This window comes from Bradyrhizobium sp. USDA 4541 (assembly GCF_024171085.1).
GTDB classification, from domain to species: Bacteria; Pseudomonadota; Alphaproteobacteria; order Rhizobiales; family Xanthobacteraceae; genus Bradyrhizobium; species Bradyrhizobium australafricanum.
In genome coordinates this window covers 2,881,339-2,907,469 of sequence record NZ_JALJZF010000001.1, presented here as the reverse complement: position 1 = coordinate 2,907,469, position 26,131 = coordinate 2,881,339, and the positions used below count along the sequence as shown (strand labels likewise).

Genomic DNA, 26,131 nt, shown 5'->3' with positions numbered 1-26,131 from the left:
TGCGGACGCACGAGACGCCCCACCATCATAATCTTCCCGGCCGGCTGTGGCGTTCACGCCCAGGAACCAGCACGGCGAGCATGCGTTCCCCCCGCTTTAGGAGCGAGGAGCGGCGTCATGGGACTATTCACCAAAGACATCAAGACGATGGATGATCTGCTGCTGCATGGCTTGCAGGACATCTATTATGCCGAGGAGCAGATCACCAAGGCCCTGCCGAAGATGATCGACAAAGCCACCAACCGGGATCTGGCCACGGGCCTCAAGAACCATCTCGAGGAGACCAACAAGCAGATCGAGCGTCTCGAAAAGGTATTCGAGAAACTCGGCCAATCGCCAAGCGGCACGCAATGCCCAGCCATCGACGGGATCATCAAGGAAGCCGACGAGACGGCCGGCGAGATCGAGGACAAGACGGTGCTGGATGCGGCGCTCGTCGCCAACGCGCAGGCCGTCGAGCACTACGAGATATGCCGCTACGGCGCCTTGATCGCCTGGGCGGAGGAGCTCGGCCACGACGATATCGTGCGCTTCCTTACCACGAACCTAAACGAAGAGAAGACCGCGAACGCCAAGCTCAATACGGTTGCGTTGCGCAAGGGCGTCAACAAGAAGGCCTCCACCTCCGCCTGATTCCCGGCAGGGCTCGGCGGATCGATTTCCGTCGGGCCCGCTGCTCCTTTCGAGGCCCGAGTCGTCCGCCATGACCAATCTGACAAAACTACCGAGTTGGGCCGACCATAACAACATCTTCGCCGTGGTCGAGACGCCGCGCGGCAGTTCGTGCAAGCTCGATTTCGATCCGAAGCTTGGCGTTTTTGCCTTGGCGAAGCCACTGATGGCCGGCCTGACCTATCCCTACGACTGGGGGTTCATTCCCTCGACCAAGGCCGAGGATGGCGATCCGCTGGATGTGCTGATCTTGCATGACGCGCAGACCTATCCGGGCGTCGTGCTGCGCTGCCGTCCCATCGGCATTCTCGAAGTCGAACAGAAGAAAAAGGGCGAGACGGAGCGCAACGATCGGGTGTTTGCCTGATAGATCACCGCTCGAAACTGATCTCAAGGATATCCGCGATCTTCCCACCCATGCACGCGATGACCTCGAACAGTTCTTTCGAGCAACGAATGCGCTGGAGAACAAGGAGCTGAAGTTTCTCGGCTGGCATGGTCCCAGCCGTGCGGCCAAGACCATCAAACGGCTGGCCCGCTGAATCGGGCTCGAAATAGGAGGTGAACCCTTGGGACGAACCATCGTGTGGCTACCCTGATCCCTTGGTTGATGCAGCAACAATTTCCTGGAGTATTTGCCGTTCAAGCTGACGGGCTGTCGCCTCCGCCGACCATCCAATCCTCGATACCTTCTTCATCTTCCTCGGTGCTAAGCCGCCAACCGCGTCGGCCGGCTTGGTCGGATGGCTGGTGCTTGAGCCGAATTCTGGTGCGGCGCATCGATCGAGGTTCTCCAACCTATCAAGCGTGAAACATCTGACAGCGTTCCTATGAGGACACCGCATTCGGTATATCCTCTAACGGATGCTCGGAATGGTGCGTTGGAACTTGCCAGCGCCATCTAGATTGTCGATGCGGTGGATGGGAAAGCCGACAGCGCGGAAGTCATGCTTCTGGCAGTTCAACTAGCAGTGTCTTTTAGTGGAAAGAGAAGAACCCATGGCAAAAAAAGCCAAGAAGAAGCGTCGCTACTCGAAGAGCTCGGGCTCGGACGTCAAGAGCGAGATGCGACGGTACAAGAAGGGGACGGCCAAAAGTGGCCGTGGCGGAAAGGGCGGCAAGGTAAAAAGCAAGAAGCAGGCGATCGCGATCGGACTTTCCAAGGCCCGCAAAAAAGGCAAGAAAGTCCCCAAGAAAAAGAAGTAATGGAGCCGATGTACAGGTCACTGCGTAGTGACGCGTATACCTCCGCCACGTTTACCGGCACTCGGCTTAAAACTTCAGGGTAGTGCGTAGGCCAACCACCACCTCGCCTTTGACGATAGCTTGGCCAAGAACGGGGCGGGAATCAGCGAAAAGCGCAAATGCGACGGCTACTGCGTCCAGTTCCACCTCAACCGCAAGGAGGTCTACACCCGCAACAGGCTCGTTTGGTCACGGGATCGTTCCACCGCCCGAGCGGTCGAAGATGCCGCAAGACCGGTTACTTGAGGCCGCTGCTATCTGGCGGGTCTCCTGTTGCGGCCGGTCGCCACTACGACGTCTTGATCGCCTGGATGGAAAGCTCAGCCACACGATATCGTTCGATCCCTCGCCGCCAAATTCGACGAGCAGACGGCGACTAAGCTCAACTAACGCCTCGCAAGGGCGTCAATTGCAAGACCGCAAACTGATGGAGATACACATGAGACGCACTATAATAGCAATCGCGTGCATTTTGCTGGCGACACCGGTCATGGCGCAATCCGTCAGCGAAAAGACCGGGGTCAATTCCGTGCTCGGGGTCAGCCCCTCGACGGTGGATTTTGTCAAGCAGGTCGCGATATCGGACATGTTTGAAATCGAGTCTAACAAGCTCGCACAGCAGAAGGGAAATGCAGCGGAGAAGACTTTCGCTTCCCAGATGGTAACGGACCACACCAAAACCAGCACCGAGCTGAAGGGACTTGTCACCAGTGGCAAGGTGAAAGCCGAATTGCCCAGCGCTCTCGATTCATCGCACCAAAGCAAGCTCGACAAGCTGAAGGGTGCCAAGGGTAACGACTTCAGCTCGGAGTTCAATTCGATGCAGGTCAGCGCTCATAAGGATGCCGTCGACCTGTTCGAGCGCTATGCCAAGGGCGGCGATAACGCGGATCTGAAGAATTGGGCCGGCAAAACCCTGCCGGCGCTTAAGCATCATCTTGAGATGGCGCAGGATCTCGACAAGAAGCCCGCGCCTACGGTCGGCGAGGGCAAGAAATAGCGGAAGGACGGAGCCGTTGCGAGGCGGCTCCTTTCCCCTTTTGCTGCCGCTGGCGGTTGGCCGCCCGGTCTGGGATTCGGCAATGCACCCAGATTCCGTCGACCCGGCAGAAATCGCAGTCGACGTTTTCGAGTTCCAGGATAGCTTCAGCGGTCAATCGCGGTCACGACACTTTGGTAGTAAGGCGCACATTCCTCGCCGCGCGCGCCCACGAGCTCTTGGAATAGTCGTCCAGCGCTGTGGCGAGATGCGCGGTCGTGCGCGCCGTCATGCCGCTGTCGATCCAGCACGATCACGGAGCGCCCACGGCTTACAAGCTCTACGCCACCGGCAGCCCAGCAATGCCAGAACCGACCACGACCACGTCCGCCCGGTCGGATCCCGACAGGCTAGCAACTTCGCCACCGGGACATTCATCCAGAGCGATTGCGTATGTTCATCTCGCACGCAGAGTTCTTGGCCAATAACGGAGGCGCGCCTGAGCAACAGGCGCTTTGGCGGCCTAACAGGTATCCCCTCCTATCCGCTCGACCATCCCGGAGGCCTGCGCGCTCCCCGGCAACTACTGCAAGCTGGCATGCCACCGCGAGCGGAGCATCCTGGCGAGCTCGGCACTGCCATCACGCTTCAAAACACCTCAAGTTAAGGTTTAGCTATCATCAGCCAGAGGATAGCGGCCACCGCCATGAACACTGGAATGCCGAAGGCAAACCACAGCCAGCAGATTCGGTGAGACGAGAGATACAGCACCATCGACCACGATCCATCCTTCCCAGAAGGAGTAACCGGCGTGCAGCACAAGCAGCGAGCCTGTGACGGGCTGTGCAACGACAGCGGTGGCTGTGAAGATACAATCCGCGCCTCGTTGAGATCGTGCCAGGACACCTAATGTCGGCGATTCTACTCATCGAAAGGACCGAATGGCCGTGCGAGGAAAGCCAGCCACAATAGCGGACCTTAAAAGTCCTGTCGCTCCGATGACGGCAACCTTCATTGATGGTGCTCCGCGTTCGGAGCTAAGCCCTCTTCCGCGACCGTAAGCCTCGAACGAATTCCTCCATATAGGGAAGGACTTCAAACAGCAGGACCGCGAATAGAAACGCCGCCACATACGTCCATGGTAATGGCTCTCGCTTCAGGGCGAGTTCGTAACGTGCGGGCCCAGAACCCAGTCCCCAAAGGCTGAGGAATTGCGGCCAGTTTAAGATGATGACGATCACCATCGCCATGAGAGGCATCAGCTCGAGAAAACTATGGACCTGCTGTTCGATGGGCGTGATGCTCCGCTTATGGCTGGCGAATGTTGTATCCCAGAGGGCTGTCAGCTGGTGCGTAACAAAGCCGACGATCATAGCCGCAATAATAAGAGCGTTGATTTCAAAAAAAATCGCCGCCAGCAATGGTATCGCAAGTTCGATCAACATCAACAGATGAAGTAGGGTTTCCTTATAGCCGCTTGTCGTCTCAATCCGAGATGCGCGATGGCAAAGATAATCAGCAAACCCCGCCAATAACCAAAGGGGCAGCACAAAGTACAGCAATACAGTTTCGGCTGCTGCGGAATGAGACATCCGGTTAGCGCTTCTTCTCTGCTTACAGGCTATCTGGAGTGCGGAGGGGAGATGACTTGTCCTCGTTTCGCAACTCCTGCTCCGCCAACCGCCAGAATTCTTCCTCCCTGCCTTCGGGCTTGCCGCTCCGCTCCCATATCTCGTAGGCGCGCTTCTCGATTTCCTTTTCGGTCGGTTGGGTCACCACGTGCCTCCTTCAACTCTGTAGGGATCGTGGGCTGGGTTTCCGCTAATCACGGACTCTTCGACGGTTAGTCGTCAGCGACACGCTCGGCCGCCGCTATCACAGCAGTCATTTCCACTCGCTAGCGCCGATCCCTCCTTCCGGTGATAAACCCGCGAAGTCAGCGAGGTTCCTCCGTTGAAACCTTGCCCTATGAGCGGCAAAAAGTCGCCCTTGGCCGAACGAAATCGCGGTGGTGACCGCCGCCTATGCCAGTTCAGGAAGGAAATTTCCCCGATCTGCGGGATCGCCTGGACGAGACTTGCGGGTACATTGAACTTGCTGCTCTCCCAGTTGCCGGGCAAGTTCTGCGCGGCCTTCTCGATCGAGCCGTCGCTCTTGATAACGCCTGGGCATGCGATGCCGATGCATGGCGCGAGCTTGAATCCCTCGTCTTCCGCCTTCGCGATCAGTTCTTTGAGCATCTTGACCAGGCGCCTCAGAGCGTTCTCACGCGACGGCTCGTCGTCGGCATGACGCCATAGCTCGAACTGCCACACGCACGCCTTGGAGAGGTTCGGCGCCTTCTTGCGTCGCGTTTCCACGACGCCGCAGCGGATGTTCGTGCCTCCGATGTCCACGGTCCAGGATGGAGTCGTGCGCTTCGAATATCCAGGATGGAGCGAGATATAGCGCGCCGATAAGGCCGGCGTCGTCCGGATGAGAATGGATCGGGAGCATCTCGACCTTATAGTTGTCCGCCTTCAGGAGGATTTCGGCCCGGGCGATGGCGAGTTCGCCGAGGCGGCTGTCCCGAAAACCGCCGCCCACTACGATGCGCTCGGTTTTTTCCCAGGCCTTGGCTTTTAGGAACCGCCGCGTTACGCGGGTGAGCTCCTGTGCAAAGTCCTCGATGGCGCTGTGGACGACAACGGAGGCTTCGGGATCGTCGCCGCCAAGGACGGCGTCGAGCTCCTTTTTGCTGATATCTTCGGAAAGCTCCTTCCCGAAGGGATCTTCGCCAAATTTGCGCAGCGGCTTTCGCCATTTTTCGAGAGTTTCCCGGAAGGCGCCCTTGCTGCCACGGTCCCCCAGGAATTCGTCCTCATCTTTAAGTTTGAGGTTGAAACTGTCGATCTCGACCCACGGGAGGCGAGAGGCGCCGTGTGCGGCTATGCCGGTGGTCTTGATCGTTTCGTCGGCCATTCTAAACCTTGCACAAGCCGCGTGCAGCAACTGGACTGCTTTGCATTCAACCCGCGCCGATAACCGCAGTTCCTCTGGTCTCCCTTGTGCACGATCTTGGGACGAACCGTGCTGCATTTCGCCGGCCCTCAAATGCCCAAATAGGACCTCAAGTGCCTCAACAGGAGTCGCGTCAGCCCGTGTACTGCTGGGAAATCAATATCTGGGCGGGTGACGGTGCCGATATGAATGCCCGGAAGGTAGCTCGGCCATGACGAGATCAAACTTCCTCATTGCGAACTAATGAAGAAAAGATCGCCAGCCCGTCTATCGCGTTCACGAATTCGTGGAGCCGCTGGGCTCTTTCACGGTCCGCGTCGATCTCATTTTCCGGCGCACGTACCAAGCCGCTACCGCGATAGTCAACCAGGCGAGGGAGGCGCCGACGAAGACGGCGGGGATGTTGCCGCGTGGAATTAGCATCGAGAAACCAACCGCGAAGGCCAGCATGCCCAGCGCGCCGAGCGCAGCGCCAGCGGCATCGACGGCGGCCGCCATTTGCCCGCGGCGCTTGCCGGCGAGACCCGCTTTGCGCTTGCGGCGAATTTCATGCTTCTCAATCAGCGTTGCGCTCGCGCAGAATATGGCTGGAAGGGCAAGAAAAACGCCACCGATGACTGCTCCATAGCGACTGCTGATGAGGCCGGTAAAGACGGTCGCAGCGCCGCCAAGCACGAAGCGAATCAGATATTCGTACCAGCGGCCTTCCTTGAGAGATGATGTTGAAAAGCGGATCGGGCTCACGTCTGACCTCCAGCGAAAACCAGTAGCCCGAAAGCGGCGACCAGCCAAATGACGAGTGACAGCAAGGTCGCCGTCACCGCTCGCAGCTTTGCGCGGACAAGCAGATGGCAGGCAACGACACTGTAGATGGCGAGCGCAACCGCTCCCGCAATCATCGCCTGAGCTTGCAAGGCGGCGTAATTGGCCCCGTGCTGATACACCGCGATCCCAAGCGTCGCGAGCGCGACCGAGGGTGCTGCTCCGAACAGGCCGGCGAAGCTCTTTGGACGCAGGAGATCTCCCAGCATCGCGAAGACCGATACGACGGCGCCCCCGAGGACGAAGCGGATGACGTACTCGGTCATTTCGCTTTCTTCCAGAGCTTCGAGAGCGGCCCGCCGGCCCCATAGACCGGATCCTTACGCGGCACCGAAACCTTCGGAATGGCTTTCAGCGCTCGCTGACGGTCTTCGACGCTCGTGCACTCGTCGTATGTACCGGTCGGCGGGTATGCCCCGATGACGAGGAACTCATCGCCCGCGGAAAGGCACTGATGGCCTGTGCCGGCGGGAAGAACCGCGATGTCCCCAGCCTTCAGCGTGAAGATCTTCCCTTTGTTGCCGCCGAACCGAACGCGGCCCTTGCCGCGCGCGATGCCGAGCACCTCATGGATCCTGGAGTGATAATGCACGTAATCGTAGATGCCATCCCGCCAGCTATCTCCCCATCCGTTCGCTTCAAATAGGTCCTCGATCACGGCTGCGGCGTCCAGGTTCTCGTCGAAAGCGACCGCGTTTCGATACAGTACGAGCGGCCATCGCGGGTGATTTGGAATGAGACCGTCGTCCTTAAAGCGAACCGTAACAGGCTTTCGCGCTCGCGCGAGATCCACAGCCTTCCGCTTGCCGGGGCGCTTCAGACCGGTTGCGCGCTCCATGTATCCCTTCAGGTCTTCAAGAGTCGGCATGATCATCCTCCTTTGAAATTCCGTTCGAGTAGCCGGTCCAAAGCCGGAGGACCCGTTCGAGAATCGCCCCGAGTGCGAAGCCGGCAACGACATCGCTCGCCCAATGCGCCAGGATCGCAATGCGAGTGAGCGACAGCCCGACCGCAATCGCGCGGATCGCCCGCCGGGGACCAGCCGGCAACCCGCTGGCCGCCGGTGCCAGTCCATGTGCAGCGCGTGGCCTGAGGGAAACGCATCTTTTCGTTTGCCGGAAAGCGGGACGCCATGCACATGCCCAATCACCGTCCGGATCCGGCCGAGTTTGGTCGAATACGAGTTTTAAATCACGGGGCAGCAGCGACGCAGTGACCGTCACTGGCAGAGCATGGTTTCCTGCGCGCCGCAGCGGCACCCCACAACCGCGCGAGGCAAGCCAGCCGACGGCTGTCAGGACCAGAAGAAGCTTCTCATCTGCGCCCCAGGTCAGGGCGCGGGCCACCTGCTCCGGGGCCGGCGCAGTGCTGCGGGCGATTGAATGTGCCACCGCGATTCCGCTCTGGTCGGTCTAACATTCACCGGAAAGCTTGGAGCTAGCGATCTTGAACATGTCTCAACGATCGGAAAGATAAGTACCTCCCCAACGCTCAACGTGCCGTCGAGGTCCTCCCCCGGCTTTCCAACAAGGAAAGTCGGCGGTTCCGCGTCCGGGCAGGAATCCTCCGTCCGATAGGAACAAACGATCCTGGCTTCCGTTCGGGATGATCTCCCCTCTCATTGCAAGGCCTTTCGATGTACCACCATGTCAAGAAGCTGATGTTCACTGTCCGCGTCGACGAACCAGACCCTCGTTTTGGCAACATGCTTCTTGAACAGTTCGGTGGTGCCAACGGCGAGCTCGCCGCCGCGATGCAATATTCAATACAGGGGCTCAACTGCGAGGATCCGGATCGCAAGGACCTGCTGATGGATATTGGCACCGAGGAACTGAGTCACCTCGAAGTCGTGGGGACACTCGCCCGGATGCATCTCAAGCCGGCGAAGTTCGATCGCCAGGCCGCCGAAGCCGATCCCCTGATTGCGATCGCTGGTGGCGGCGGCGTGAACCTGTTCAATTCCCAGGGCAATGCGTGGACGGCCGATTACCTGAAGATAACCGGCGAGCTCGACGTCGATCTGCGCAGCAACATCGCCGCCGAAGCGCGGGCCAAGATCGTCTATGAACGCCTAATCAATTTCTGCGACGACGCCGGTACCAAGGACGCGCTGCAGTTCCTGATGACGCGGGAAATCACACACATGAGAGCGTTCGCGCTGGCGCTCGAGAGCATGGCCAAGCCCGCTTTCAGCATCGGCCGCATCGCCCCAACACCCGGACTGGTCGACCAGTTCTTCAACGACTCCACCGGGGCCGGCGACCACGGCGAGATCGACGCCCGCGGTCCGTGGAACGAGGGCAATGGCTGGGTCTTCACGGAATCGCCAGCGATCCAGGCTGACCCCGGCGCGTCCGCCGCGATCGTCGCGGAAAGTTCGCCGCCAGACGACCAAGCCGGGCTTGGCGACTTGTTGATCGATGAGCTCCGCGACATCCTGCATGCCGAAAAGCAACTCACCAAGACGCTTCCGAAGATGGCCGAGGCAGCTCGCTTCGATCAGTTGCGAGAGCTGTTTGAGCAACATCTCGTCGAGACCGAAAACCAGGTGGAGCGCATCAATGAATGCTTCGAGTTGCTCGGCAAGACCGTCCGAGCGAAGCCTTGCAAGGGAATGATGGGGCTTATCGAGGAAGGCCAGGAAATCATGGCTGAGGGAGAGGAAAAGGAAGACGCGGCCGCGGACCTCGCCTTAATCGGAGCTGCACAGCGTGTGGAGCACTATGAAATCTCGGCTTACACCACGGCGAAGAATCTCGCCCAGCAGCTACGCCATAGTGCAGTCGTCGCGCTGTTGTCGAAGTCACTTGCGGAAGAGGAGAATTCTGATCAGTTGCTAAACCAAGTCGCTCGATCTCTGATGTCGGTAGCCAAAATGCCAGCCGCGATCGAACAGGCCGAATAACGCCGGCTGGCGGGGCCGCAAGTGCTCAGGGCCCGAAGGACCGCAAGACCAGCAGTTCCTGTCAGATACCGGAATGAGAGCGCTGCGCCAATACCTCGGTCATCTTTTGGGTATTCAGTATCCCAATATGATGGCACTTCGCCGGATTTTCGGCCAACATATGAATTGGATCCAGGATGAAAGAGGCCGCCAACTGAGGCGGCCTCTACGACATCCGCAGCCAAATCAACGCCGCGACGCCAAAGGCGATGGCAACGTATCCGGCAATAGTGATCCGGTCGTATCGCTCGGCCATGCCGGAACTCTCAGGCCAGCAGCTAAAGCCACGTTGACGTAGGTCAAGCTAGGTGGACGGCTGGAGTCCGGGATGGGAGCCACTCGCTCATGTGAGCGCCAGTCTCAGCCTGTCGGGCCTTCTTCAACAGCTCTTCTTTCTCGATACCTGGTGGAAGCCCGCTGGCTTCGTCGCGCAGGCTCTTGGCCTCTTCTGTCAACCGCACTTCTAGAGAATGCTCTTGTTTGAAACGACGCCGCTTTTGCATGCGTTGCTCCACTGCCATTAGCGATGCTCTGTTAATTTTGGACAGAAGGCGCGTTCCTCTCGGAAATTGTTCACCAATTATCGCTAGTTCGAGGCCTCCGAGTCGGGCTGCCCTGTGCCCTCGGCTTTGCTTCTGGCTTCGAACGCCTCTTGCTCCGACTGCGGGCGTCTCCGGAGTAGGCCCAGCCAGCCCTGCGCCACACGGAGACTATCATCGTCCGAGATCGCTTTGTCAGCTTGCCGCGCGCTGACTGGCGGCAGCGCCGGTTCATTCGCTGCTCGGTCCGGCAACATGTCGCGGCTCGAGCAAGCTCAGCGCGGTGTCGATCTTCGCGAGCAGCTTCTCGATTTCGTCACGCTCTTCCGGAGCAGGATCGCCCAGCGCATTTAGCCGCTCGACAGTATCCAGATCGCTGATCGACAACGCCAGGCGTCGGCATCCCTGCGCCTCCGCGAGCCAAACTCGTCTTCCAACCGGCGGGTTGCAAAAAAGCGCTCAACCGCCCTTCAGCGCGTCCTTGACTTGCGTCGCAGGCCAGCTGTCGCCCACGGGCCTCGCGCGCACCTTTGCGCCACTACCGACCAGGACATGAGACGCAACTTCGTCGTCTGCATCGAGAACCATCAGGTCCGTCTCGGGCTCCCAGTTCAGCGTCAAGTCGAGATCGCCCGGAAAGATCTGCCATCTCGAGCCGTCATCGAGCTCGACGATGTGGCTTTGCAAGTGCGCGCGTATCTTCATGATTCAAACGGCATGCGGCTGCTGTGGGGGGCGTTCGACGGACGTGGAGCGTCGTAGCCGGCCATCCTCGCCATGGCCGCACTTGGCGCATCTCAGCCGAACGTCCTGATGAAATAGGGGGCGTTCGGGCCCGCCGCCATAGGCCAAGCGCCGCAGTTGGGGCGCTTCACCAAAAGGGTATCGGTTTCGATCATCGGCGGCTCCGTAGCTGCGCCCCATTCGAGGGTCAACGTACGGCGGTTGGCGTGGTTGCCTGGCTTCGTCCGCTGCCCGTCCGAAAAGGGCGCCGGCCCGGCAGAAAAGCGACTCGCCTTACATGACCGGACGGGCCGCTTCGTGATCATCGTAGTTTGATCAGTGTATGTGAATCAGCCAATAGCCGGCGCCGCCGATCACGATGACGGCGGGAACGGCCCACAACAGAAATACAGGCATCGTTCATCCTCCTTGTCCTTCCGACCGGCCCGAACCATGGCCGACGGATCATCACTGTTCGGTGCAGACCTTGGTGGTCTTCACGGCGGATTCGGCTTCCGTCTTGGTCTTATAGACGCCGTCGCCAACGACCGTCGTGGTGGTAGTTGTCGGCTTTGTGTCGACGACCGTGCATTTCTTAGTCGCGGCATCGCGCACGATGTAGAATTCGGCGGCGCTCGCAGCCTGCGCACCGAGCACAAAAGCGGCAAGGGCGCCGCAGACGATCAGCTTATTCATCTCACTCTCCTCCATTTCTGGCCCCACTCACGAACGGCAGCGTCAAGGCAAAGTTCCGATTGTTCCCGGGGTTGCCGTTTTCAAAGCCGGCTCGCCTTCTCGCGCTGCCGCAAAAATCACGGGTTTGGAAAATCACCTGGGCGGAATCGGCCAGCGCGCGCGCCCTCTTGAGTTTGCTATTCGACCGTGTCCCAATGTGCCCCTGTCTTGCGGACTCCTCGCTATGCGGTTCGATTGAACATGGTCGTTAGATGCCTGACGCTGACGGTCCTTGTTGCGGGGCTTCTCGCCGGCACCCACGCTTTCGCGCAGGAAGACAAGAAGACCGACGAAGACAAGCCTGCCGATCCGGACACCGGCGAGAGCACCATCGAGGAGAAGACGCTTGGACTTCTGCCGAACAAGTTTCAAAAATACGGGATCAAATTCGCCGCGACCTACATCGGCGAGACGCTCGGAAATTTCTCCGGCGGGCTGAAGCAGGGAGCGATCTATGAAGGCCGGCTGAACCTTGCCGTCGATGTCGACCTGCAGAAGCTCGCCGGCATCGACAAGCTTACCTTCCACGCCAATATGTTCCAGATTCACGGTGCGGGACTGTCGCGCAACTATCTCGACAATCTCTTCGTCGTCAGCGGCATCGAGGCATTGCCGTCGACGCGACTTTACGAAGCCTACTTCGAGAAGCAGTGGGGTAACAAAAAGGTCTCCCTGAAGTTCGGGCAGCTCGCCGCCGATAGCGAGTTCTTCAACACGAAATATACAGATGTCTTCACCAACGCATCGATGGGGTGGCCGGCAATCACATCTCTCGACCTGCCCAGCGGCGGTCCGTCGCCGCCGTTGGCGGCAATGGGCACCCGGCTGCTGGTCAACATCACGGATCAGCTATCCATTCTTGGCGGCGTCTTCGACGGCAACCAGGCGGGTCCGGGCCCAGGCGATCCACAACAACGCAACCGATATGGCGTCAACTTCCGGATTAACGATCCGCCCCTTCTGCTGGGCCAAATCCAGTACTCCTGGAACAACACGAAGGGCGATCCCAATCTGACGGGCCAGATCAAGTTCGGCGGGTGGCGTCACCTCGGGCCATTCTCCGATCTTCAACTCGCCAGCAACGGCGTTTCGCTTGCGGCGCCGGCCAGCAGCGGCACTCCCCTGATGTTGACAGGCGATGTCGGCGGATGGGCAGTCTTCGAGCAGCAGATTTATCGCGTGCCCAAAAGCGATGATCGGGGAATCGGCGTTTTCGCTCGCATCTCCGGCGCTCCCGCGGACCGCAATCTGATTGATCTCTACGCTGACGCCGGACTCGAGTTCATCGGCCTCAGCGACAAACGACCAGACGACAAATTCGGCATCGCTGCTGGCTACGCCCACGTCTCGAGGCGTGCTCAGGCACTGGACGTCGACTATCGCGTACTCTTTGGTCCGACATGGCCGGTGCGCAGCTTCGAAGGACTGTTGACGGCGGTGTATCAATATCAGTTACGGGACGGCTGGACCCTGCAGCCAAATTTCCAATACATCATTCATCCCGGGGGCGGAGCAACGGACCCGGCGGGGCCGATCCCGGGCCGAGCGCTCAAGAACGCAACAGTCTTCGGCCTACGCACGACTTTGAAATTCTAGGAGGCAGATTCCGCCGTTAATCGACGAAAACAGCTAGACGATCATACGGCTCCAAAGGGCGTAACGCACGAGAGCGTGGATGCGATCGACGCGGTTCGCATCGTTGGCAATATTGGCGCCCACATGGAAAAGGACGTGAATCTAATCGTCGACATCGAGCCCGGCGAGGCTCAGATGTTGTGACTTGATCGAGATGCTTTTTGATGAAAAGCATAAGCGAGAAATGCGGCTGGCGGAAATCAAAGCGCTCAGCGCTAACAAGGCGAATGAACTGGCCGCGGCAAAGGCGGCGGCTCCAAATGCGGCTAATCCGGAGGCCACCTAAGTCGCGTAAAACTCCAATCCGATTTACTTCACGCCGGAATCGCGCTTGTTTCGCTTATAAAGCTCCTGGTCAACGGCGCTAGCTTGGAACAACGCGGGTGCAGCACCCATGCTCAGGCTGAAGCCGGGTGCGTGAGGGATGAGCGGAAACGCATGTGCGAGAGCGTCTGTGCAACCCGCTTGGGTGAACTCGCAGCTTATTGCCGCTGGCGGCGGATGTCCCCCAGTGACCAGACATGATGATTGCGACTTCTTGAAGTAGTGCGTTCGCTGCCCGTTCATTGTGGCGGCGCCGGTACCGCATGGCTTGTAGAACGTTCCAACTTGCGTCCGAAGCTGTCGCTCCGCGTAGTAGTCAACTTCATAGTCTCGGCTCGCGCCTGCCTTTGCTTGTGTCCCGACTACGATTCCGACCATTGCGATACCGAGGAAAAAGAATCTCATGAACGATCTCCCAATACACGAGCCACTTGACGCATTCGGTTGTGTTCAACAACTCACTCTATCGCGTCGGGAGCGTTCTGTCGCTGTATTTCACGGGTCGGCCTCGCGCGGGATAAGTCAGTGATCCATTTGGATCACGACGGACGGGCCTTCGATGCCCATGATGTCTGGACTGCTGGATTCGTCCACTCTGAACAATTTTTGCTCTTTGGGCTTGGCTTGGCCACTTCGTTCAATCATCGCCATCGGCAATTTCTGGAGCACCTTCGGGGCGGTGAATGGGTCCCCGCTGTCGATCTGCCAGATCAGGCAAAGTTGAAGCTGACCTTACTTCGCCATCAGTGGATTGAGATTCGAGAAGCTGACGGAAAGGTCAGCTATCGCATTACTGCTGGCGGGCTTGCGGAGATGAGCAAGCCTACCAGGGTTCGCTAAACAAGCCCCCGCTCAGCTACCATGCGCCGCGCCCCAACCTCCAGATAGAGTCGCGCCGCCCTGAATGCCGATTCTCGGTCCGGTCCATCCAGCAACTGCTGGAAGCGCGCCCTGCGCCATTCTTCAGCCAGGCAAAGACCCGTTCGGGTGATGGCCTAGAGAAGTAGCCCCAGCGCGGGGGCGTCGCTGGAGCTCGGCTTCCGTCGTTGTCCGAATGCCGCGGGGGCAGTGCGCGCGCTGATCGTGGCGCCGCCGCGCACCGGTAAAACGGTGCTGATGCAGAACATCGCGCACTCCATCACCGCCAATCAACGCTGATTGGGAAACAGCGGCGTGAGGTTGTCGAAATTGACCTTGTGCTTCGACTTGTCCGGAGGCGAGCGGTTGCGCGACGGCCTGGTGGTCGCGATCGCCGGTCCGCCGAATGTCGGCAAATCAACCCTGATCAATCAGCTCGCCAAGCGCGAGGTCGCGATCGTCTCGCTGCATGCCGGCACGACCCGCGATGTGATCGAGGTGCAGCTCCGCCGATGACCCAACCGCCGAATGAGGACCTGTTCCTGTGCTCCCCAAACAGGCCGCCCGCATTTCAAAAAGCGGGGCCACTAGGAACGCGCCTCCGAATTTCGCTTTGAAATGTTAGGAAATGAATGGGCGCTCTCAATGCCTCGGTATTACTTCGATTTAAAGGATGGCAACGGAACAACCCCTGACGAGGAAGGCCTCGATCTTCGGGATCTGGACGCGGCACAGGACGAGGCTGCGCGATCTTTAGGCGGCATGGCCCGTGATGCCGTAGCGACCCTCAGCGGTAGCGGCGCTGAGCAAATGGAGATCGAGGTCCGGGACGACGCCGGCCCCGTTATGACGGTCCGCTTTTCCTTCGCGATCAGCCGCAACAAAGTGAGCTAACCTCAAACTGCAAAAACGGCCCCAGCGCCCGGGAAGAGCACTGAGGCCGAGGGGTCGTCCCACTCCTCATCAAAGCGAGACTAGAACCGCGCCTGTGGCCCCCTGTTCCAAAAAAAAGGCCCCAGCGAGGGGACTGGCTGGGGCCTAGACTGATTGCCGAACCGCTGTCCGCCAGGATGTAGCGGTCGTCATTTTAGGGCTGTAAAAATAGGAAATGAAAATCACCTGCCCCATGCCATCGAGGATCTTGGCAAAGTAGGGTTCCCGAAATAACCGAAGTGAATCTTGCGCCCGGCGGAGCGCACTTTCTGCATCAATTTGTTACAGCGAGATATCCTACCTTTCTTGCAGGGCGAACACGCATCTGATGGTTCAGTCAAGCGCGGGAACTTAGTTCCCTTTCCCGCGTTGCTTGAGCATCATCGGCCAAGGCCTTTTCTGTGGGCGCTGGTGACTGAGAGACACTCTCGTGCTCCCGCCTGCGAAGGGGAGGGAGTGTCTGATGCCGCATGTCAAGCTAATCGCGCGTTTGCTGTCCGTCGTTGAGCTGTCCGAGCAAGACAAGGTTCGGCTCCAGCAGATGCCTCACATCATCAAAACATTTAGAGACGGCGACCGCGTCGCACAGCAAGGCGACGTGCCCGTGCATTGTGCCGTCGTGATGACTGGAATGCTGTCGCGTCGAAGGGTTGTTTCCGAACGCAATCAAATATCGTCCATCTACGTACCGGGGGACGTACCTGATCTCCATACGCTGCATCTGCCCGTTTTGGATCACGATCTCTGCAGCGAGGGGACCTCGACTGTGGCCTTCATATCCCATTCGCATCTCCGGCGGATGTTGAAGGAATCTCCGGGGCTGACAAACGCATTTTGGCGAGAGACCCTTATCCATGCAGCGATCTACCGAGAATGGGTCGAAAACCTGGGCTCAAGGGCGGCGCTGCCAAGAGTCGCGCATCTGTTCTGCGAGCTTGCCACCCGTTTTGAGATGGTGGGTTTGCTCGACAACGACACTTTCCGTCTTCCTTTAACGCAGCAAGACCTTGCGGATGCCTGTGGCCTCTCAACCGTCCATGTCAATCGCACAGTTCAGGAACTGAGAAAGATGGGATTGCTCGATTGGCGCGGACAAATCGCCTACGTGCTTCGGCGCGAGGAGCTCGAAACGGTGGCCGAGTTCAGCGCCGATTATCTCCATGCGCTAAAAGTCCCAAGTCCGCGCGCGATCATATTGGCAGCCGAGTGAACCGGCCTAGGCAGCGCCGGCCCGAACCATATCCAGGCAGGGGAAGATCAAGAACCGGACGCACCCGGCAATGTCGCAGGAGTCGTGAGTGACCAAAGACGCATTTGATCAATGGTGGGAGTGGGCCACGAAGCCACGTAATTCAAACTTGGAGATCAACGTTAGCATCTGGCGCCCTGTCTCGATGCTCTCCCCCGAAGATCGGCTCGACCGCCACAAAGTTAATGAAGCTGTGGCGAGGCACAAAGAAGAGCCCGACGCCGATTAGGCGCCAGCTTATGTTCACTATTGAGCAAAATCGCTCCAGCGCCGTTGATGAGTTATCACCGGCCAAGGCTCTGCCCGTAGGCGTCGGTGGCTGAGAGACCGAGAGCGCTCCCGCCTGCAAAGCCAAGGAGCACAGCCATGCCAATCCAACCTGTTCATCGGGTTCACGATGAAGCCGCCCAAATATCCAAGCAGACCGCATTCGTCCGCGAACTCATTGCAAAGGCGGCTGAACTATTAAAAACTACCTCCGCCTGACACCTTCCTCGGCCGCAAAACGCACGATCCTTTCCCGCAAGAGGAGAGCCAGCACGGGAACCCGCAATCCTAACCTGCGTTTTCCCGGCAGTGTTTTGGCGGAGAGCCCGATGGCGTCGCCAATACCGCCTACAGACAAAAAGTATCTGTGCCCGATTTGTCGCGAGCTAGCGTTGATCCTTTCGGCAGCAACGCTTGCCTTCGCGTCCCGGACGATATCCGATCTCAGCTGCCCTAATGGGCACAGCATCAGAATCACACCCGGGGGCAAGGTCGTAACTTCCTCAACATCTCGGCGTGAACGAAAGGGCGCTGGGAAAGTCTAGGGAGGGAAACAGGCGTGAAGGCATCAGGCCGAGTACCGCCTGTCCAGAAGATCAGGCGGATTCGTTCGCCACTCGCGCCACTCCTGAACGCGATGGCGATGGTGAGAACCGAGAGAACGATCATGAAGGCTGGAACTCCATCACATCCTGGCTTTGATGAAGTCGGCGAGATGGTTAGCGGCTCGCGCCAATGAAGCGGATGCTTCCTTCAGTTCATCCTGAGCCTTCTTCAACCGCTCTTCCTGCTGGGTGAAATCTTTGTCCCCGCGGCCCGTCGCCGGCGAAGATGCGTCGAAACTGATTGATGATCTGGTTCATCGCTTTGCCCGTATCTCTGAGGTCAGGGCTTCCAACGCGGTACGCGTGCTGTGAATGGCTTCGGCGAGGCGATCGGCAGCCAACACGCGCTTGTCATAGCTTTCGGTCAGCTGGTTTTCGAGCAGCTGGATTCGGATATCCTTCTTCGCTTCGCGTTGCTCGGACTTGTAAAGCGAGTACACAAGAATGACGCAGATCAGGCCCGCAGGGCCGAGTTTCAATAGCTCCTGGGCCAAGTCCACTTCGCATTGCCCTACCGCTTAAGTCGCGCGACAATTTTCGCCGCCAGCTTTGGCGATGAACAGCTAGCCAAAGATGGCTCCCATCCATTGATCCAGTGGGGAGGGAAGCGCCGCAATCGTCCACGACTGTGGAAAGGCGCATGCCTTGCACCAAAGGACTGAATAGACGCATACAGCAGCAAACCAGAAGCCTGCTGGCACGATGAACAGTAGTGGCAACCACCATCCGCGACCGGTTAAAATAGCGACTTGAGACGAGAGGTAGGACTTCGCGAGATCGGCCTTGACCTGCTCTCGGGTCGTCTCATTGTTAATCGCGTTGTCCACGGTACTGAAGATGCGGTCAAGCGGCCCCTTCAAGAACCATCCAATGACGGTCTCCAACATCGATCAGGCCTTCCCAACCGATCGAAGCCGAGCCGCGATAGTGATGGCTGAGATCCCCATCAACACGTAAGCGAGGTACTGCGGGTTGTCCTCCAGCGCCTCCATCACTTGGGCCTTCAGATCAGGATCGCCAAGCGCTGCGGCAATTGGATCAAGCCACTGAAATACGGTCCCGATGCCGGTCAGGAACAAGCCCCATAGCACCGCGACCGAACGCCCCGTGAGCGCCCATCCGGCTGTGGCTCCGCGCTTACAAGTCTACTGCCTAGACCTTGCCCCAGAACGTGTTGGCTTCAGCGTAGAAGCTCTTGAGCGCCGGGATCGCATGGAGCACCGGGCCAGGAACATGAAATAGACTTGGAAGCACCAGATCGCCATCGCATCGTCGACACCGATATCCCACGCCGCGTTCACGGGCAGATCGCGATTCACCGCGACATCGAGGATCCGGCCGCCCTGCTCTGCCTCTCGGAGCTGCTTGCCCCAATAGGAGCCCGAGAACCGCAGCCTCGAAGGACAGAAATATTCCTGCTCGATCAGCGCATCGCCGGCCTCGTCGCTGTAGATACCGTGATACTCCCTGCGCTGGATCTCAACGGCTTCACGCGAGATCGTGCCCGTGTTGTCGACAGTCAGAACCTGCGCGAACCAGTCAGAGCTCTCGCGCGCCACGTCCAGCATCGACTTGGCGTGGTTGGATCGGGGCGAGATACGCATACGCTGCTGGGTTCGCAAGCGCCCATTCGGAGAATGTCACACCGGCTGGAGGAGACCCGACGTCGAGTTATAGCTATCCGAGCCGACGACCTGCCAGGTCGCCCCGTTCTTGAACCGAATGAAAAGATCGCTTTGCGCCCCTGCGGGCCGCTCGAATGCCGACGAGGCCGCCCAGTGCAGGCAAACGTCATCCTTGCCGGCTCGACGATGCCAAATCCCGATCGCGCGCCGACACCCGGCCTCAAGCGCACTCCAGAGCGGCGTAGTAATCCCGCGGCTCCCACCTATTCGGTAGGAGGATTTCCGCCATCGGAAAACTTGCGGATCTACAGAACGTATCATATTATGATACAAACCTCTTGCGAGACGTATCACCGCATGATACACTCCGATCATGATCAAGAGCTTCAACGACGAGCTGACCGAAGCAGCCTTCAACGGCAAAGCCAAGAAAGGCTTTCCGGCCGATCTGCTCAAGGTAGCTCGCCGTAAGCTCCAGTATCTGAACGCAACTGTGAACCTAGACGACCTTTTGGCCCCTCCCGGCAATCACCTTGAAGCCCTGAAAGGCGACCGCAAGGGGCAATATTCCATCCGCGTGAACAATAAGTTCCGCATTTGCTTCACATGGACCGCTGAAGGTCCAATGGGGGTCGAGTTCGTTGACTACCACTAGCCAGACCAAGGAGGGTCATATGGCAAAGAAACTGCCCCCAATGCACCCCGGTGAGGTGCTACGCGAGGAATTTCTCATCCCGCTCGACATTTCGGCCGGTGCGCTCGCCAAGGTTTGCGGCGTTCCCCGTACCAGGATTGAGCGTATTGCGAACGAGGAGACCTCGATTACCGCGGACACTGCTCTTCGCCTGTCCAAGGCGCTGAAAACCTCTGCTCAGCTTTGGCTGAACCTGCAGAATGCCTATGACGTGCAGATAGCCGAACAAGAACTTGGCAGCGACCTGGAAAAGATCAAACCGATCGACGCGAAAGCTGCGTGAAAATCGGGATAGGGGGGAGCCTCGCAGCCCGTCCCCTCCCACACCACCGTACATACGGGTCCGTATACGGCGGTTCGCTGGATTAAGCGGCAAGAGTTGTTCTGTTGCCGCCGTAGTTTGGGTGTCAGCAATCGTCGCGCCAGCTTCGACTCCTCTGATCAGCGTCAGTCAGGGTTTCACCCCTTCCCGCCGTTCCGAGGCCAGTTGCCCGGAATTCAGTCGCATGGCCGATGCGATATCGCTGCATCTACTCGTCACTTCCAGCGTTCAGGCCTTCGGCGAAACTCGTTCCGCCTACTATGCCCTCTGCTGACTTCTGCACTGCGGTCAGATCGCCTTACGACGACCTCAGTCTCGTTGCCGAGACGCAGCGCAGATCTCCCGAGGTAAGATCGACCGCCTTCGCCGCACGCCCGCCGGATTTACCACCCCGGCCCTTGACGACCGTGGACTTCGCGATCACGTGCTCGCTCGTCCGGCCGGGTAGGCCTCGTTATCCGGTTTTTGTCCATCGGGCCGCGGCTTTGCTCCACGCTTCCTTCAGACCCCACCTCGCGATGACGCCCTTGCGCTTCGCTAATCCTTCGCCGTCATCAGGCTGGATAGAGGACTTCCACCTCCAAGCTGCCGGTCATGCTCGGCACACACGAGAGACGCCCGGACGGGAGCGGCCGGGCGCATCTATTCACTCAAGCTGATTTGCGGGCGAATATTGGCTACGACTGCAAAAGTCAATCCACTGGGGATCTCGCTCCACAAGGCCGGCTGTCTACCGGAAGTACGTCATGCCGCCAACGACGATCGACAGGACAAAAACCAAAGTGGCAGCTCCAATAATCCACGGCATGTCACGGCGTTCTCTGGGGGTCATGTTACTTCCTCATGTGTACGTCCTCGAGCGCCTTAGGCGGCTGTAGCCCTGGCGACGTCAGCCACTCGTTGATATGGGCTGCCGTTTCGGCCTGACGCGCTCGGCGGAGATATAACTCGCGCTGAGTGCCCGGCGGGAGCTGCGCAGCAGCGACCCTGAAGCGAGCGGCCTCCTCGGCCAATCTCTCTTCGAATGTCTTGGTATGTTTCGTTCGATTGCGACGCTTGATGACCACAGCGCACTCCTTTCCGTTGCAAGAAGGCGGGAGCGCGGTGACGGCGATCTCATCACCGATAGATACCCAAAGCCGTGCGGTGATGAGGAATAAATACTAGGGGCAGCGCCGGCTTTCTATATCCCACGTTACACGCGTAAATAATTGTTTTCATTCAAAAATGCTCAAACGGTTCAAAATACTCATTCGTCTCCTAATGACACTTTCGCTATGCATTTGTCACGCTGCCTGATCTCGCCATCTCCGCAGAACATCATCATGCCAAAGCATCGTCGCGCCGGGATGTATCCTGAACGCAGCGAGATCAACCGCCCGCTCCATCGTCGCGCCCCGCGCCTCGTACCACCCACCTGCCCGCTTGATCGGCATCATGTCGCATTGCACCGGCTTGGAGATGTTGGTCGCGATCGCGCGGTTCGGCACCCAGAGGGTAGCGCACCGCCAGCTTGGTCGGCGACGATGCCTGCAGGCGCGTGATCGTCGCGACCAAGTCGAGGGCATAGCCTGATGCTGCGGGGTCACAGAATACCCTGACGAGTCAGTGGGCCCGCTTCGCTGCTTCGCAACGATGATCTCGAGGCGGTTGTGGCAGCTTTCGATCTTCGTCTGCCACTCCATGTGCTCGGGCGTGCCCGGCTTCGGTTCGAGCTTGGACAGGTAATATTCCTCCCTGAAGAGAAACAGCACCGTGTCGGCGTCGGCCTCAATGTCGCCGCTCTCACGCAGATCGGAAAGCTGTGGCCGCTTGTCATCTCGTTTCTCGACTTCTCGATTGAGCTGCGCGAGCAGGATGACGACGATATTCAGCTCCTTGGCCAGCGACTTCAGACCACCGCAGATCTCACCGATCTCATAGCGACGCTGGCCGCGATATTGGGATGACGCTTTCAGGTACTTCAGATAGTCGATGACGATGAAGCCCAGCCGGCGCCCTTCCCGCTGCGCCCGCTCGGCGAGACTTCTGGTTCTGGCGCTCACCTCGCCAACGGAAAGCGAGGATGTATCGTCGATGTAGAGCGGGAGATCGCTGAGCCGCACCATGTTGACGTCAGATTCCGACAGTCGACCCTTTAGAATATGTCCCGACGGGATGCGCTGAAGGGACGATCGGCCAAAGCTGGCGTCAGCCAGAAGCCGCGCCATTGCCTGCTCGTCCGGCATCTCCATGGAGTAGAAGCCGCCGGCCACGTCTGCACGCGCCGTTTGCCTGGACATGCTGCTGGCGACCAGCGTCTTGCCCATCCCCGGACGTCCCGCCATGACGACCAGATCGCCGGGCATGAAGCCGCCATCGAGCACATGATCGAGGTCCCTTAGCCCCATTGCCATCAAGCCTTCAGGCTTCTGGCCGGCATACGGGCGCGCCATCTTGTCGACAACGCGGGTGCTGATCTGGTCCATCGTTTTGAAGCCGGATCGCCGCGGGTCCATCCGCGCAGCGTGTCGTTGAGCGCCTGCATCGCGTCGCCGATGATGGCTTTCGTCAAGAATCGCTGAACGGAGCCCGACGTGGCAAGACTCTGGAACAGATTCTGGAACCACCTCTCACTTCGTGCCCGGCTGTTGCTGCCGATGGCCGCGATGGTGGTCGGCGCCTTGCTGCTCGGCGGCCTCGCCCTGCAGATCGTCTCCCCCGAGCAGTTCGAGAATGAGAACGCCCAGGCCGCGCGCTCCGCCGAGCTGGTGGCCAATGCGCTGAATGCCGCGCTCGCAGTCGCCGGCAATCCGCCGCAAACCCTCGACGCATTCGCGGACAAGCTCGGGAGGTCCGAGACCATCGCATTCGTGCCGCCTGGAACGCGGCCGCAGCGCAGCGCGGCGGACCGCCACCACGGCAACATTCCCGCGTGGTTCACTGCCCTGCTCGAGGTTCCGGAGCTCGGCTCCACGCATCCGATCAGGATCGGAGCGACGCATGTCGGGGACATCGTCTTCAGTCCCGACCTGTCGCCGGACATCGAGGAGAAATGGGCAGGCTTCGTTGCGATCGTCTCGTCGAGCTCGGCGCTGATGCTGCTCGCCGCGCTGAGCGCCTATTTCACGACCGGCGCGGCGCTTCGGCCGCTGGCTCAACTCGGCGCCGGACTGACCCGGATGCGAAACGGCGATTATGATGCCGCCATTCCGCTGGCCGGCCCTCCGGAGATCCGCAAGAGCTGTGCGGAAGCCAATCAGCTTGCAGTGACGCTGAGGCGGCTTAGCCAAGACAATCGGAACCTGCTGCGCAAGATCGTCGCCGTGCAGGACGAGGAGCGCCGCGAACTCGCCCGGGAGCTACATGACGAGATGGGCCCGCTTCTGTTCGCGATCCGCGCCAACGCTACCGCGCTGTCGGATCCCGAGGCGGAGGGCCCGCCCGAGCCGGGTTCGCCGGCGCATGGCATCCTCAGCGCAGCCGAAGCCTTGCAACAGGCGAATAGGCGCGTCCTCGAGGGACTGAGCCCGCTTTATGTTGCGGATCTTGGATTAGCCGCAAGCGTACAGACGTTGCTGCGAAACGCCCGATCCCAGGCGCCCGGCCTCCGCGTGACATCCCGGCTCGACGATCGTCTGGATGAGCTCGATGCCCTGCTCTCGCAAACCGCGTACCGCGTTATCCAGGAGGGAGTGACCAATGCGCTCCGGCACGCTCACGCGACCACGATGGGCGTCGCCGCGATCGTCGACGGCGATCAAATTCAGCTCGAGATTTCGGACGACGGCATTGGCCTGCCGCCGGACCTGAACTTTGGGAGAGGCCTGACCGGCATGCACGAACGGGTGCGCGCGCTCTTTCGACGGAACGCTGCAGCTGGTGCGCGAGCAAGGCCAGACCATCGTGCGTTGCCGGATTCCACTCCAGAACCATGTTGCGCGATGAGGACGCGTCATCACCGCGAGGACGGGGCGCACCGCATATGCGAAATCTTGCCAAGGGCATCGAATACAAACACAATCCGAACCCGTTTGCCTTCATAGCTTAGATAATCCACCAGCCCGTCGCCTTGCGGCGTGATCTCCTCAGCCCGAAGGCGCCGCCGAGGCCACCGTGGACAGCTTCGGCCACCCTCTTTCCGGTGCCGCTGAGTAGGTGACGCGAAGTTGGAGGTGAGGACAGGGATCGAACCTGCCATCGTGCGTTTCGTGAGCCCTCAGTTGTGCAATTGCCTAGTCGGGAATGACGAAGTCGCTCTCGCATCACCGTGGCGGCGGCGCCACATTCCCCTTGCCACCGCGGCCAGAACGTTGCGAAGTAACGCGCGGGGCGCAGCCGGGAGATTGCGATGGACGATCGAGCGGTACGCACGGCGCTGCAGCGCCACTGGGAGGCGTCAGATGCGAGCGATTTCGAGCGCGAGCATGAGATCTACGCCACGGATGCGGTGCTCGATTATCCGCAGTCGGGTGAGCGGATCCGTGGCCGGCGCAGCATTCAGGAAAGCCGCACGGTCCAGCCGAATAAGAAGCGATTCACGATCCATCGCATGATCGGCGGCGGCGATCTCTGGATCACAGAGTACCTCCTCACCTATGACGACAAACCGTCCTACGTGGTGAGCATCATGGAATTCCGCGACGGGCTGGTTGCCCACGAAACGCAATATTTCGCTGAGGGGTTTGCCCCCTCGCCCTCACGGGCCCACCTCGTCGAGCGCGTCGGCACAATGTAGCTCCGATGGCCCCGGGTAGCTCGGCGAAGCTCGACATCCTTCGCAAGGGTGAGACGAAGACGCGCCAGGCAAGGAACCATCGAGAGGAGATCAGCGTCTAATTAGCGCTTCTGGTCAGCCAAGGTGCCCCCCCGACTGCCAGAGGAAAACCCGTATCGTTCGGATTGGCGGCCCCCTGTGGTTGGGGCCGCTTTCAGTTCGCCGCGGAAGCCAAGTTATTTGATCGACCTGGCTTGCTTCTCGTTGATCTCGGCGTTGAGCAGCTCGCCGACAATGCGCTGAGTTTCGTGCTGCCGCTTGACGGCAGTTGCCATGATCTCGTCGAAGGCAGCCTTCATGCCGTAGAGCTTGAGTTCGCCCATGAGGTCGAAGATTTGGGTTCGTTCCATCAGATGGTCCTCCGGAGATTGTCGTAGCGGGCACAATCGGCGATCGGTGCATGACGGAGCGTCAGTGCGGCAGGCGTCATAATGTTGGCCGGTGGGGCGGGTTCACGTTGACGGGCCAGGATGTTGAGCACGACATCGGCGGAATGGACGCCATGACCGAGCGCTTCGGCACAGGCGGTTCCACCGCCGGCAGACCGTCAGTCAGCACCGCGTTGAGGATGTCGACCATCTGCCGATTGCCATCATCGGTGCCGGCAAGCCTGCGCCGGATCCGCTCGATTGCGGCCGGCAGCACCCGGTCCTTGAAGGGAGCGCCGTTGCGCAAGGCGCCGGGTTTGCGAGCCAGCACCGGCACATAGTGCCAGGGATCGTAGGTCGTCTCGCCGCGGCCGAAGGATCGTGGGTGCTCTGCAACGATTCTTCCACCCTGACGGATCACGATGCGATCGGCATAGGCTTGGACCTCGACCGGGCGCCCGACCGCGCTGGCCGCGACCGAGTACTTGTTGTTGTCGAAGCGCACCAGGCAGGCTTCGAACACTTCCCAGATCGTCTGATCGACGACCAGCTCTGGATGGCGATAAGCCTTGGCGTAGGCGATGCATTTGTCGAGCAGCCAGGCGTTTAACTCGTCGAGGTTTTGAACCGTAGCCGCGGCGTGAAGAAGCGTTCCCTGACCAGCCCGACCTGGTTCTCGACCTGCCCCTTCTCCCAGCCCGACGCTGGCGTGCAGGCGACCGGATCAACCAGATAGTGGCTGTACATCTGCAGGAAGCGGCGATTGTAGAGATGAGGAAAACCGGTCGGCAACCGGCTTCAAATACCTGCTTGCGTTGAGGAAGAAAGCGAAATGC

The 26,131-nt window shown here is 59.5% G+C and carries 29 protein-coding genes and 5 pseudogenes; 17 read left to right on the top strand and 17 right to left on the bottom strand.

Going from position 1 to position 26,131, the window contains the following annotated elements; all coding sequences use genetic code 11:
• The first annotated feature begins 117 nt into the window (after nt 1–117).
• The 5 genes and pseudogenes from J2R80_RS13745 to J2R80_RS13730 all read left to right on the top strand — a co-directional run bounded on the left by J2R80_RS13745 (nt 118) and on the right by J2R80_RS13730 (nt 2,917).
• Nucleotides 118–633, top strand: coding sequence for a ferritin-like domain-containing protein (locus J2R80_RS13745; protein ID WP_253638722.1), 516 nt, complete (start codon nt 118–120; stop codon nt 631–633).
• A 70-nt stretch (nt 634–703) separates the two neighbouring features.
• A complete protein-coding gene (locus tag J2R80_RS13740; protein WP_375162577.1) occupies nt 704–1,039 on the top strand; it encodes an inorganic diphosphatase in 336 nt (111 codons plus the stop codon).
• Complete coding sequence (locus J2R80_RS43675; protein ID WP_375162576.1) at nt 927–1,214, top strand: inorganic diphosphatase; 288 nt, start codon at nt 927–929, stop codon at nt 1,212–1,214. The genes J2R80_RS13740 and J2R80_RS43675 overlap by 113 nt, the downstream gene beginning before the upstream one ends.
• A 457-nt stretch (nt 1,215–1,671) precedes the next feature.
• A pseudogene (locus J2R80_RS13735) lies at nt 1,672–1,869 on the top strand (DUF6496 domain-containing protein); the annotation flags it as partial.
• A gap of 487 nt (nt 1,870–2,356) precedes the next feature.
• Nucleotides 2,357–2,917 (top strand): DUF4142 domain-containing protein, encoded by a 561-nt coding sequence (locus J2R80_RS13730; RefSeq protein WP_253640964.1) that lies wholly within the window; start codon nt 2,357–2,359, stop codon nt 2,915–2,917.
• 649 nt (nt 2,918–3,566) lie between these two features.
• Here J2R80_RS13730 and J2R80_RS13725 read toward each other — a convergent pair.
• From J2R80_RS13725 to J2R80_RS13695, 7 genes and pseudogenes are all read right to left on the bottom strand, one after another.
• A complete protein-coding gene (locus J2R80_RS13725) occupies nt 3,567–3,767 on the bottom strand; it encodes a DUF2269 family protein (RefSeq protein WP_309143807.1) in 201 nt (66 codons plus the stop codon).
• A 166-nt stretch (nt 3,768–3,933) separates the two neighbouring features.
• Complete coding sequence (locus tag J2R80_RS13720) at nt 3,934–4,488, bottom strand: hypothetical protein (RefSeq protein WP_028344071.1); 555 nt, start codon at nt 4,486–4,488, stop codon at nt 3,934–3,936.
• A 22-nt stretch (nt 4,489–4,510) separates the two neighbouring features.
• Nucleotides 4,511–4,672 carry a DUF2934 domain-containing protein gene (locus J2R80_RS13715; RefSeq protein WP_075968978.1) on the bottom strand — a complete coding sequence of 54 codons (162 nt, stop codon included), beginning with the start codon at nt 4,670–4,672 and terminating at the stop codon, nt 4,511–4,513.
• 269 nt (nt 4,673–4,941) lie between these two features.
• Nucleotides 4,942–5,857, bottom strand: a pseudogene (locus J2R80_RS13710) (ROK family protein); the annotation flags it as partial.
• A gap of 315 nt (nt 5,858–6,172) precedes the next feature.
• Complete coding sequence (locus J2R80_RS13705; protein ID WP_253638721.1) at nt 6,173–6,640, bottom strand: DUF3147 family protein; 468 nt, start codon at nt 6,638–6,640, stop codon at nt 6,173–6,175.
• Entirely contained in the window at nt 6,637–6,984 is a 348-nt protein-coding gene (locus J2R80_RS13700; RefSeq protein WP_253638720.1) for a DUF3147 family protein, read from the bottom strand. The genes J2R80_RS13705 and J2R80_RS13700 overlap by 4 nt, the downstream gene beginning before the upstream one ends.
• Nucleotides 6,981–7,586 carry a cupin domain-containing protein gene (locus J2R80_RS13695; protein ID WP_253638719.1) on the bottom strand — a complete coding sequence of 202 codons (606 nt, stop codon included), beginning with the start codon at nt 7,584–7,586 and terminating at the stop codon, nt 6,981–6,983. The genes J2R80_RS13700 and J2R80_RS13695 overlap by 4 nt, the downstream gene beginning before the upstream one ends.
• Before the next feature lie 768 nt (nt 7,587–8,354).
• Here J2R80_RS13695 and J2R80_RS13685 point away from each other — a divergent pair.
• On the top strand, nt 8,355–9,623 hold the full coding sequence (locus J2R80_RS13685) for a DUF892 family protein (RefSeq protein WP_229190175.1): 1,269 nt from the start codon (nt 8,355–8,357) through the stop codon (nt 9,621–9,623).
• Between the two features lie 809 nt (nt 9,624–10,432).
• Here J2R80_RS13685 and J2R80_RS13675 read toward each other — a convergent pair.
• The 3 genes from J2R80_RS13675 to J2R80_RS13665 form a co-directional block, all read right to left on the bottom strand.
• Entirely contained in the window at nt 10,433–10,588 is a 156-nt protein-coding gene (locus tag J2R80_RS13675) for a hypothetical protein (RefSeq protein ID WP_194295374.1), read from the bottom strand.
• Between the two features lie 72 nt (nt 10,589–10,660).
• A complete protein-coding gene (locus J2R80_RS13670) occupies nt 10,661–10,888 on the bottom strand; it encodes a hypothetical protein (RefSeq protein ID WP_233475235.1) in 228 nt (75 codons plus the stop codon).
• A 504-nt stretch (nt 10,889–11,392) separates the two neighbouring features.
• Nucleotides 11,393–11,620 (bottom strand): hypothetical protein, encoded by a 228-nt coding sequence (locus tag J2R80_RS13665; RefSeq protein WP_076829459.1) that lies wholly within the window; start codon nt 11,618–11,620, stop codon nt 11,393–11,395.
• Between the two features lie 240 nt (nt 11,621–11,860).
• Between J2R80_RS13665 and J2R80_RS13660 the strand changes: the two genes are divergently transcribed.
• The 7 genes and pseudogenes from J2R80_RS13660 to J2R80_RS13630 all read left to right on the top strand — a co-directional run bounded on the left by J2R80_RS13660 (nt 11,861) and on the right by J2R80_RS13630 (nt 16,887).
• Nucleotides 11,861–13,255, top strand: a complete 1,395-nt coding sequence (locus J2R80_RS13660; protein WP_225648796.1) for a carbohydrate porin — start codon at nt 11,861–11,863, stop codon at nt 13,253–13,255.
• Between the two features lie 184 nt (nt 13,256–13,439).
• The gene (locus J2R80_RS13655; protein ID WP_158074208.1) at nt 13,440–13,580 is read left to right on the top strand and encodes a hypothetical protein; all 141 of its coding nucleotides are present in this window, start codon (nt 13,440–13,442) and stop codon (nt 13,578–13,580) included.
• A 563-nt stretch (nt 13,581–14,143) separates the two neighbouring features.
• Nucleotides 14,144–14,458, top strand: a complete 315-nt coding sequence (locus tag J2R80_RS13650; protein WP_157183483.1) for a hypothetical protein — start codon at nt 14,144–14,146, stop codon at nt 14,456–14,458.
• A gap of 375 nt (nt 14,459–14,833) precedes the next feature.
• Nucleotides 14,834–14,983, top strand: a pseudogene (locus J2R80_RS13645) (GTPase); the annotation flags it as partial.
• A 138-nt stretch (nt 14,984–15,121) separates the two neighbouring features.
• The gene (locus J2R80_RS13640; RefSeq protein ID WP_028344455.1) at nt 15,122–15,370 is read left to right on the top strand and encodes a DUF6894 family protein; all 249 of its coding nucleotides are present in this window, start codon (nt 15,122–15,124) and stop codon (nt 15,368–15,370) included.
• A gap of 502 nt (nt 15,371–15,872) precedes the next feature.
• The gene (locus J2R80_RS13635; protein WP_253638718.1) at nt 15,873–16,619 is read left to right on the top strand and encodes a Crp/Fnr family transcriptional regulator; all 747 of its coding nucleotides are present in this window, start codon (nt 15,873–15,875) and stop codon (nt 16,617–16,619) included.
• A gap of 88 nt (nt 16,620–16,707) precedes the next feature.
• Nucleotides 16,708–16,887 carry a hypothetical protein gene (locus J2R80_RS13630; protein WP_076829470.1) on the top strand — a complete coding sequence of 60 codons (180 nt, stop codon included), beginning with the start codon at nt 16,708–16,710 and terminating at the stop codon, nt 16,885–16,887.
• A gap of 897 nt (nt 16,888–17,784) precedes the next feature.
• Here the strand turns inward: J2R80_RS13630 and J2R80_RS13625 are convergent.
• From J2R80_RS13625 to J2R80_RS13610, 4 genes are all read right to left on the bottom strand, one after another.
• A complete protein-coding gene (locus J2R80_RS13625) occupies nt 17,785–18,024 on the bottom strand; it encodes a hypothetical protein (RefSeq protein WP_158074211.1) in 240 nt (79 codons plus the stop codon).
• A 69-nt stretch (nt 18,025–18,093) separates the two neighbouring features.
• Nucleotides 18,094–18,417 carry a hypothetical protein gene (locus tag J2R80_RS13620; protein WP_076829473.1) on the bottom strand — a complete coding sequence of 108 codons (324 nt, stop codon included), beginning with the start codon at nt 18,415–18,417 and terminating at the stop codon, nt 18,094–18,096.
• A gap of 3 nt (nt 18,418–18,420) precedes the next feature.
• On the bottom strand, nt 18,421–18,609 hold the full coding sequence (locus J2R80_RS13615) for a hypothetical protein (protein WP_141342594.1): 189 nt from the start codon (nt 18,607–18,609) through the stop codon (nt 18,421–18,423).
• A gap of 66 nt (nt 18,610–18,675) precedes the next feature.
• Complete coding sequence (locus tag J2R80_RS13610; protein WP_253638717.1) at nt 18,676–19,098, bottom strand: hypothetical protein; 423 nt, start codon at nt 19,096–19,098, stop codon at nt 18,676–18,678.
• A 430-nt stretch (nt 19,099–19,528) separates the two neighbouring features.
• Between J2R80_RS13610 and J2R80_RS13605 the strand changes: the two genes are divergently transcribed.
• Nucleotides 19,529–19,810, top strand: a complete 282-nt coding sequence (locus J2R80_RS13605; protein ID WP_253638716.1) for a type II toxin-antitoxin system RelE/ParE family toxin — start codon at nt 19,529–19,531, stop codon at nt 19,808–19,810.
• Between the two features lie 19 nt (nt 19,811–19,829).
• Entirely contained in the window at nt 19,830–20,132 is a 303-nt protein-coding gene (locus J2R80_RS13600) for a HigA family addiction module antitoxin (RefSeq protein ID WP_076829481.1), read from the top strand.
• A gap of 1,325 nt (nt 20,133–21,457) precedes the next feature.
• Here J2R80_RS13600 and J2R80_RS13590 read toward each other — a convergent pair.
• Entirely contained in the window at nt 21,458–22,639 is a 1,182-nt protein-coding gene (locus tag J2R80_RS13590) for a DnaB-like helicase C-terminal domain-containing protein (RefSeq protein WP_253638715.1), read from the bottom strand.
• Between the two features lie 108 nt (nt 22,640–22,747).
• On the opposite strand from J2R80_RS13590, the gene J2R80_RS13585 reads away from it, so the two are divergent.
• Both J2R80_RS13585 and J2R80_RS13580 read left to right on the top strand, forming a co-directional pair.
• Entirely contained in the window at nt 22,748–24,196 is a 1,449-nt protein-coding gene (locus tag J2R80_RS13585; protein ID WP_309143754.1) for a histidine kinase, read from the top strand.
• Nucleotides 24,197–24,501: 305 nt separating this feature from the next.
• Entirely contained in the window at nt 24,502–24,888 is a 387-nt protein-coding gene (locus J2R80_RS13580; protein ID WP_038383547.1) for a nuclear transport factor 2 family protein, read from the top strand.
• A gap of 218 nt (nt 24,889–25,106) precedes the next feature.
• Here the strand turns inward: J2R80_RS13580 and J2R80_RS13575 are convergent.
• Nucleotides 25,107–25,277 (bottom strand): annotated as a pseudogene (locus tag J2R80_RS13575) (IS21-like element helper ATPase IstB); the annotation flags it as partial.
• Between the two features lie 8 nt (nt 25,278–25,285).
• Nucleotides 25,286–26,078: pseudogene (locus J2R80_RS13570) on the bottom strand (IS21 family transposase); the annotation flags it as partial.
• Nucleotides 26,079–26,131 lie beyond the last annotated feature (53 nt).

Excerpts from the sequence above, each read along its gene's own strand:
- J2R80_RS13740 (WP_375162577.1), top strand. The coding sequence starts at position 704 with ATGACCAATCTGACAAAACTACCGAGTTGGGCCGACCATAACAACATC.
- J2R80_RS13605 (WP_253638716.1), top strand. The coding sequence starts at position 19,529 with ATGATCAAGAGCTTCAACGACGAGCTGACCGAAGCAGCCTTCAACGGC.
- J2R80_RS13635 (WP_253638718.1), top strand. The coding sequence starts at position 15,873 with ATGCCGCATGTCAAGCTAATCGCGCGTTTGCTGTCCGTCGTTGAGCTG.
- J2R80_RS13700 (WP_253638720.1), bottom strand. The coding sequence starts at position 6,984 with ATGACCGAGTACGTCATCCGCTTCGTCCTCGGGGGCGCCGTCGTATCG.
- J2R80_RS13720 (WP_028344071.1), bottom strand. The coding sequence starts at position 4,488 with ATGTCTCATTCCGCAGCAGCCGAAACTGTATTGCTGTACTTTGTGCTG.
- J2R80_RS13620 (WP_076829473.1), bottom strand. The coding sequence starts at position 18,417 with ATGTTGGAGACCGTCATTGGATGGTTCTTGAAGGGGCCGCTTGACCGC.
- J2R80_RS13665 (WP_076829459.1), bottom strand. The coding sequence starts at position 11,620 with ATGAATAAGCTGATCGTCTGCGGCGCCCTTGCCGCTTTTGTGCTCGGT.
- J2R80_RS13590 (WP_253638715.1), bottom strand. The coding sequence starts at position 22,639 with ATGGACCAGATCAGCACCCGCGTTGTCGACAAGATGGCGCGCCCGTAT.
- J2R80_RS13600 (WP_076829481.1), top strand. The coding sequence starts at position 19,830 with ATGGCAAAGAAACTGCCCCCAATGCACCCCGGTGAGGTGCTACGCGAG.
- J2R80_RS13695 (WP_253638719.1), bottom strand. The coding sequence starts at position 7,586 with ATGCCGACTCTTGAAGACCTGAAGGGATACATGGAGCGCGCAACCGGT.
- J2R80_RS13685 (WP_229190175.1), top strand. The coding sequence starts at position 8,355 with ATGTACCACCATGTCAAGAAGCTGATGTTCACTGTCCGCGTCGACGAA.
- J2R80_RS13745 (WP_253638722.1), top strand. The coding sequence starts at position 118 with ATGGGACTATTCACCAAAGACATCAAGACGATGGATGATCTGCTGCTG.
- J2R80_RS13660 (WP_225648796.1), top strand. The coding sequence starts at position 11,861 with ATGGTCGTTAGATGCCTGACGCTGACGGTCCTTGTTGCGGGGCTTCTC.
- J2R80_RS43675 (WP_375162576.1), top strand. The coding sequence starts at position 927 with ATGACGCGCAGACCTATCCGGGCGTCGTGCTGCGCTGCCGTCCCATCG.
- J2R80_RS13610 (WP_253638717.1), bottom strand. The coding sequence starts at position 19,098 with ATGCTGGACGTGGCGCGCGAGAGCTCTGACTGGTTCGCGCAGGTTCTG.
- J2R80_RS13640 (WP_028344455.1), top strand. The coding sequence starts at position 15,122 with ATGCCTCGGTATTACTTCGATTTAAAGGATGGCAACGGAACAACCCCT.
- J2R80_RS13580 (WP_038383547.1), top strand. The coding sequence starts at position 24,502 with ATGGACGATCGAGCGGTACGCACGGCGCTGCAGCGCCACTGGGAGGCG.
- J2R80_RS13730 (WP_253640964.1), top strand. The coding sequence starts at position 2,357 with ATGAGACGCACTATAATAGCAATCGCGTGCATTTTGCTGGCGACACCG.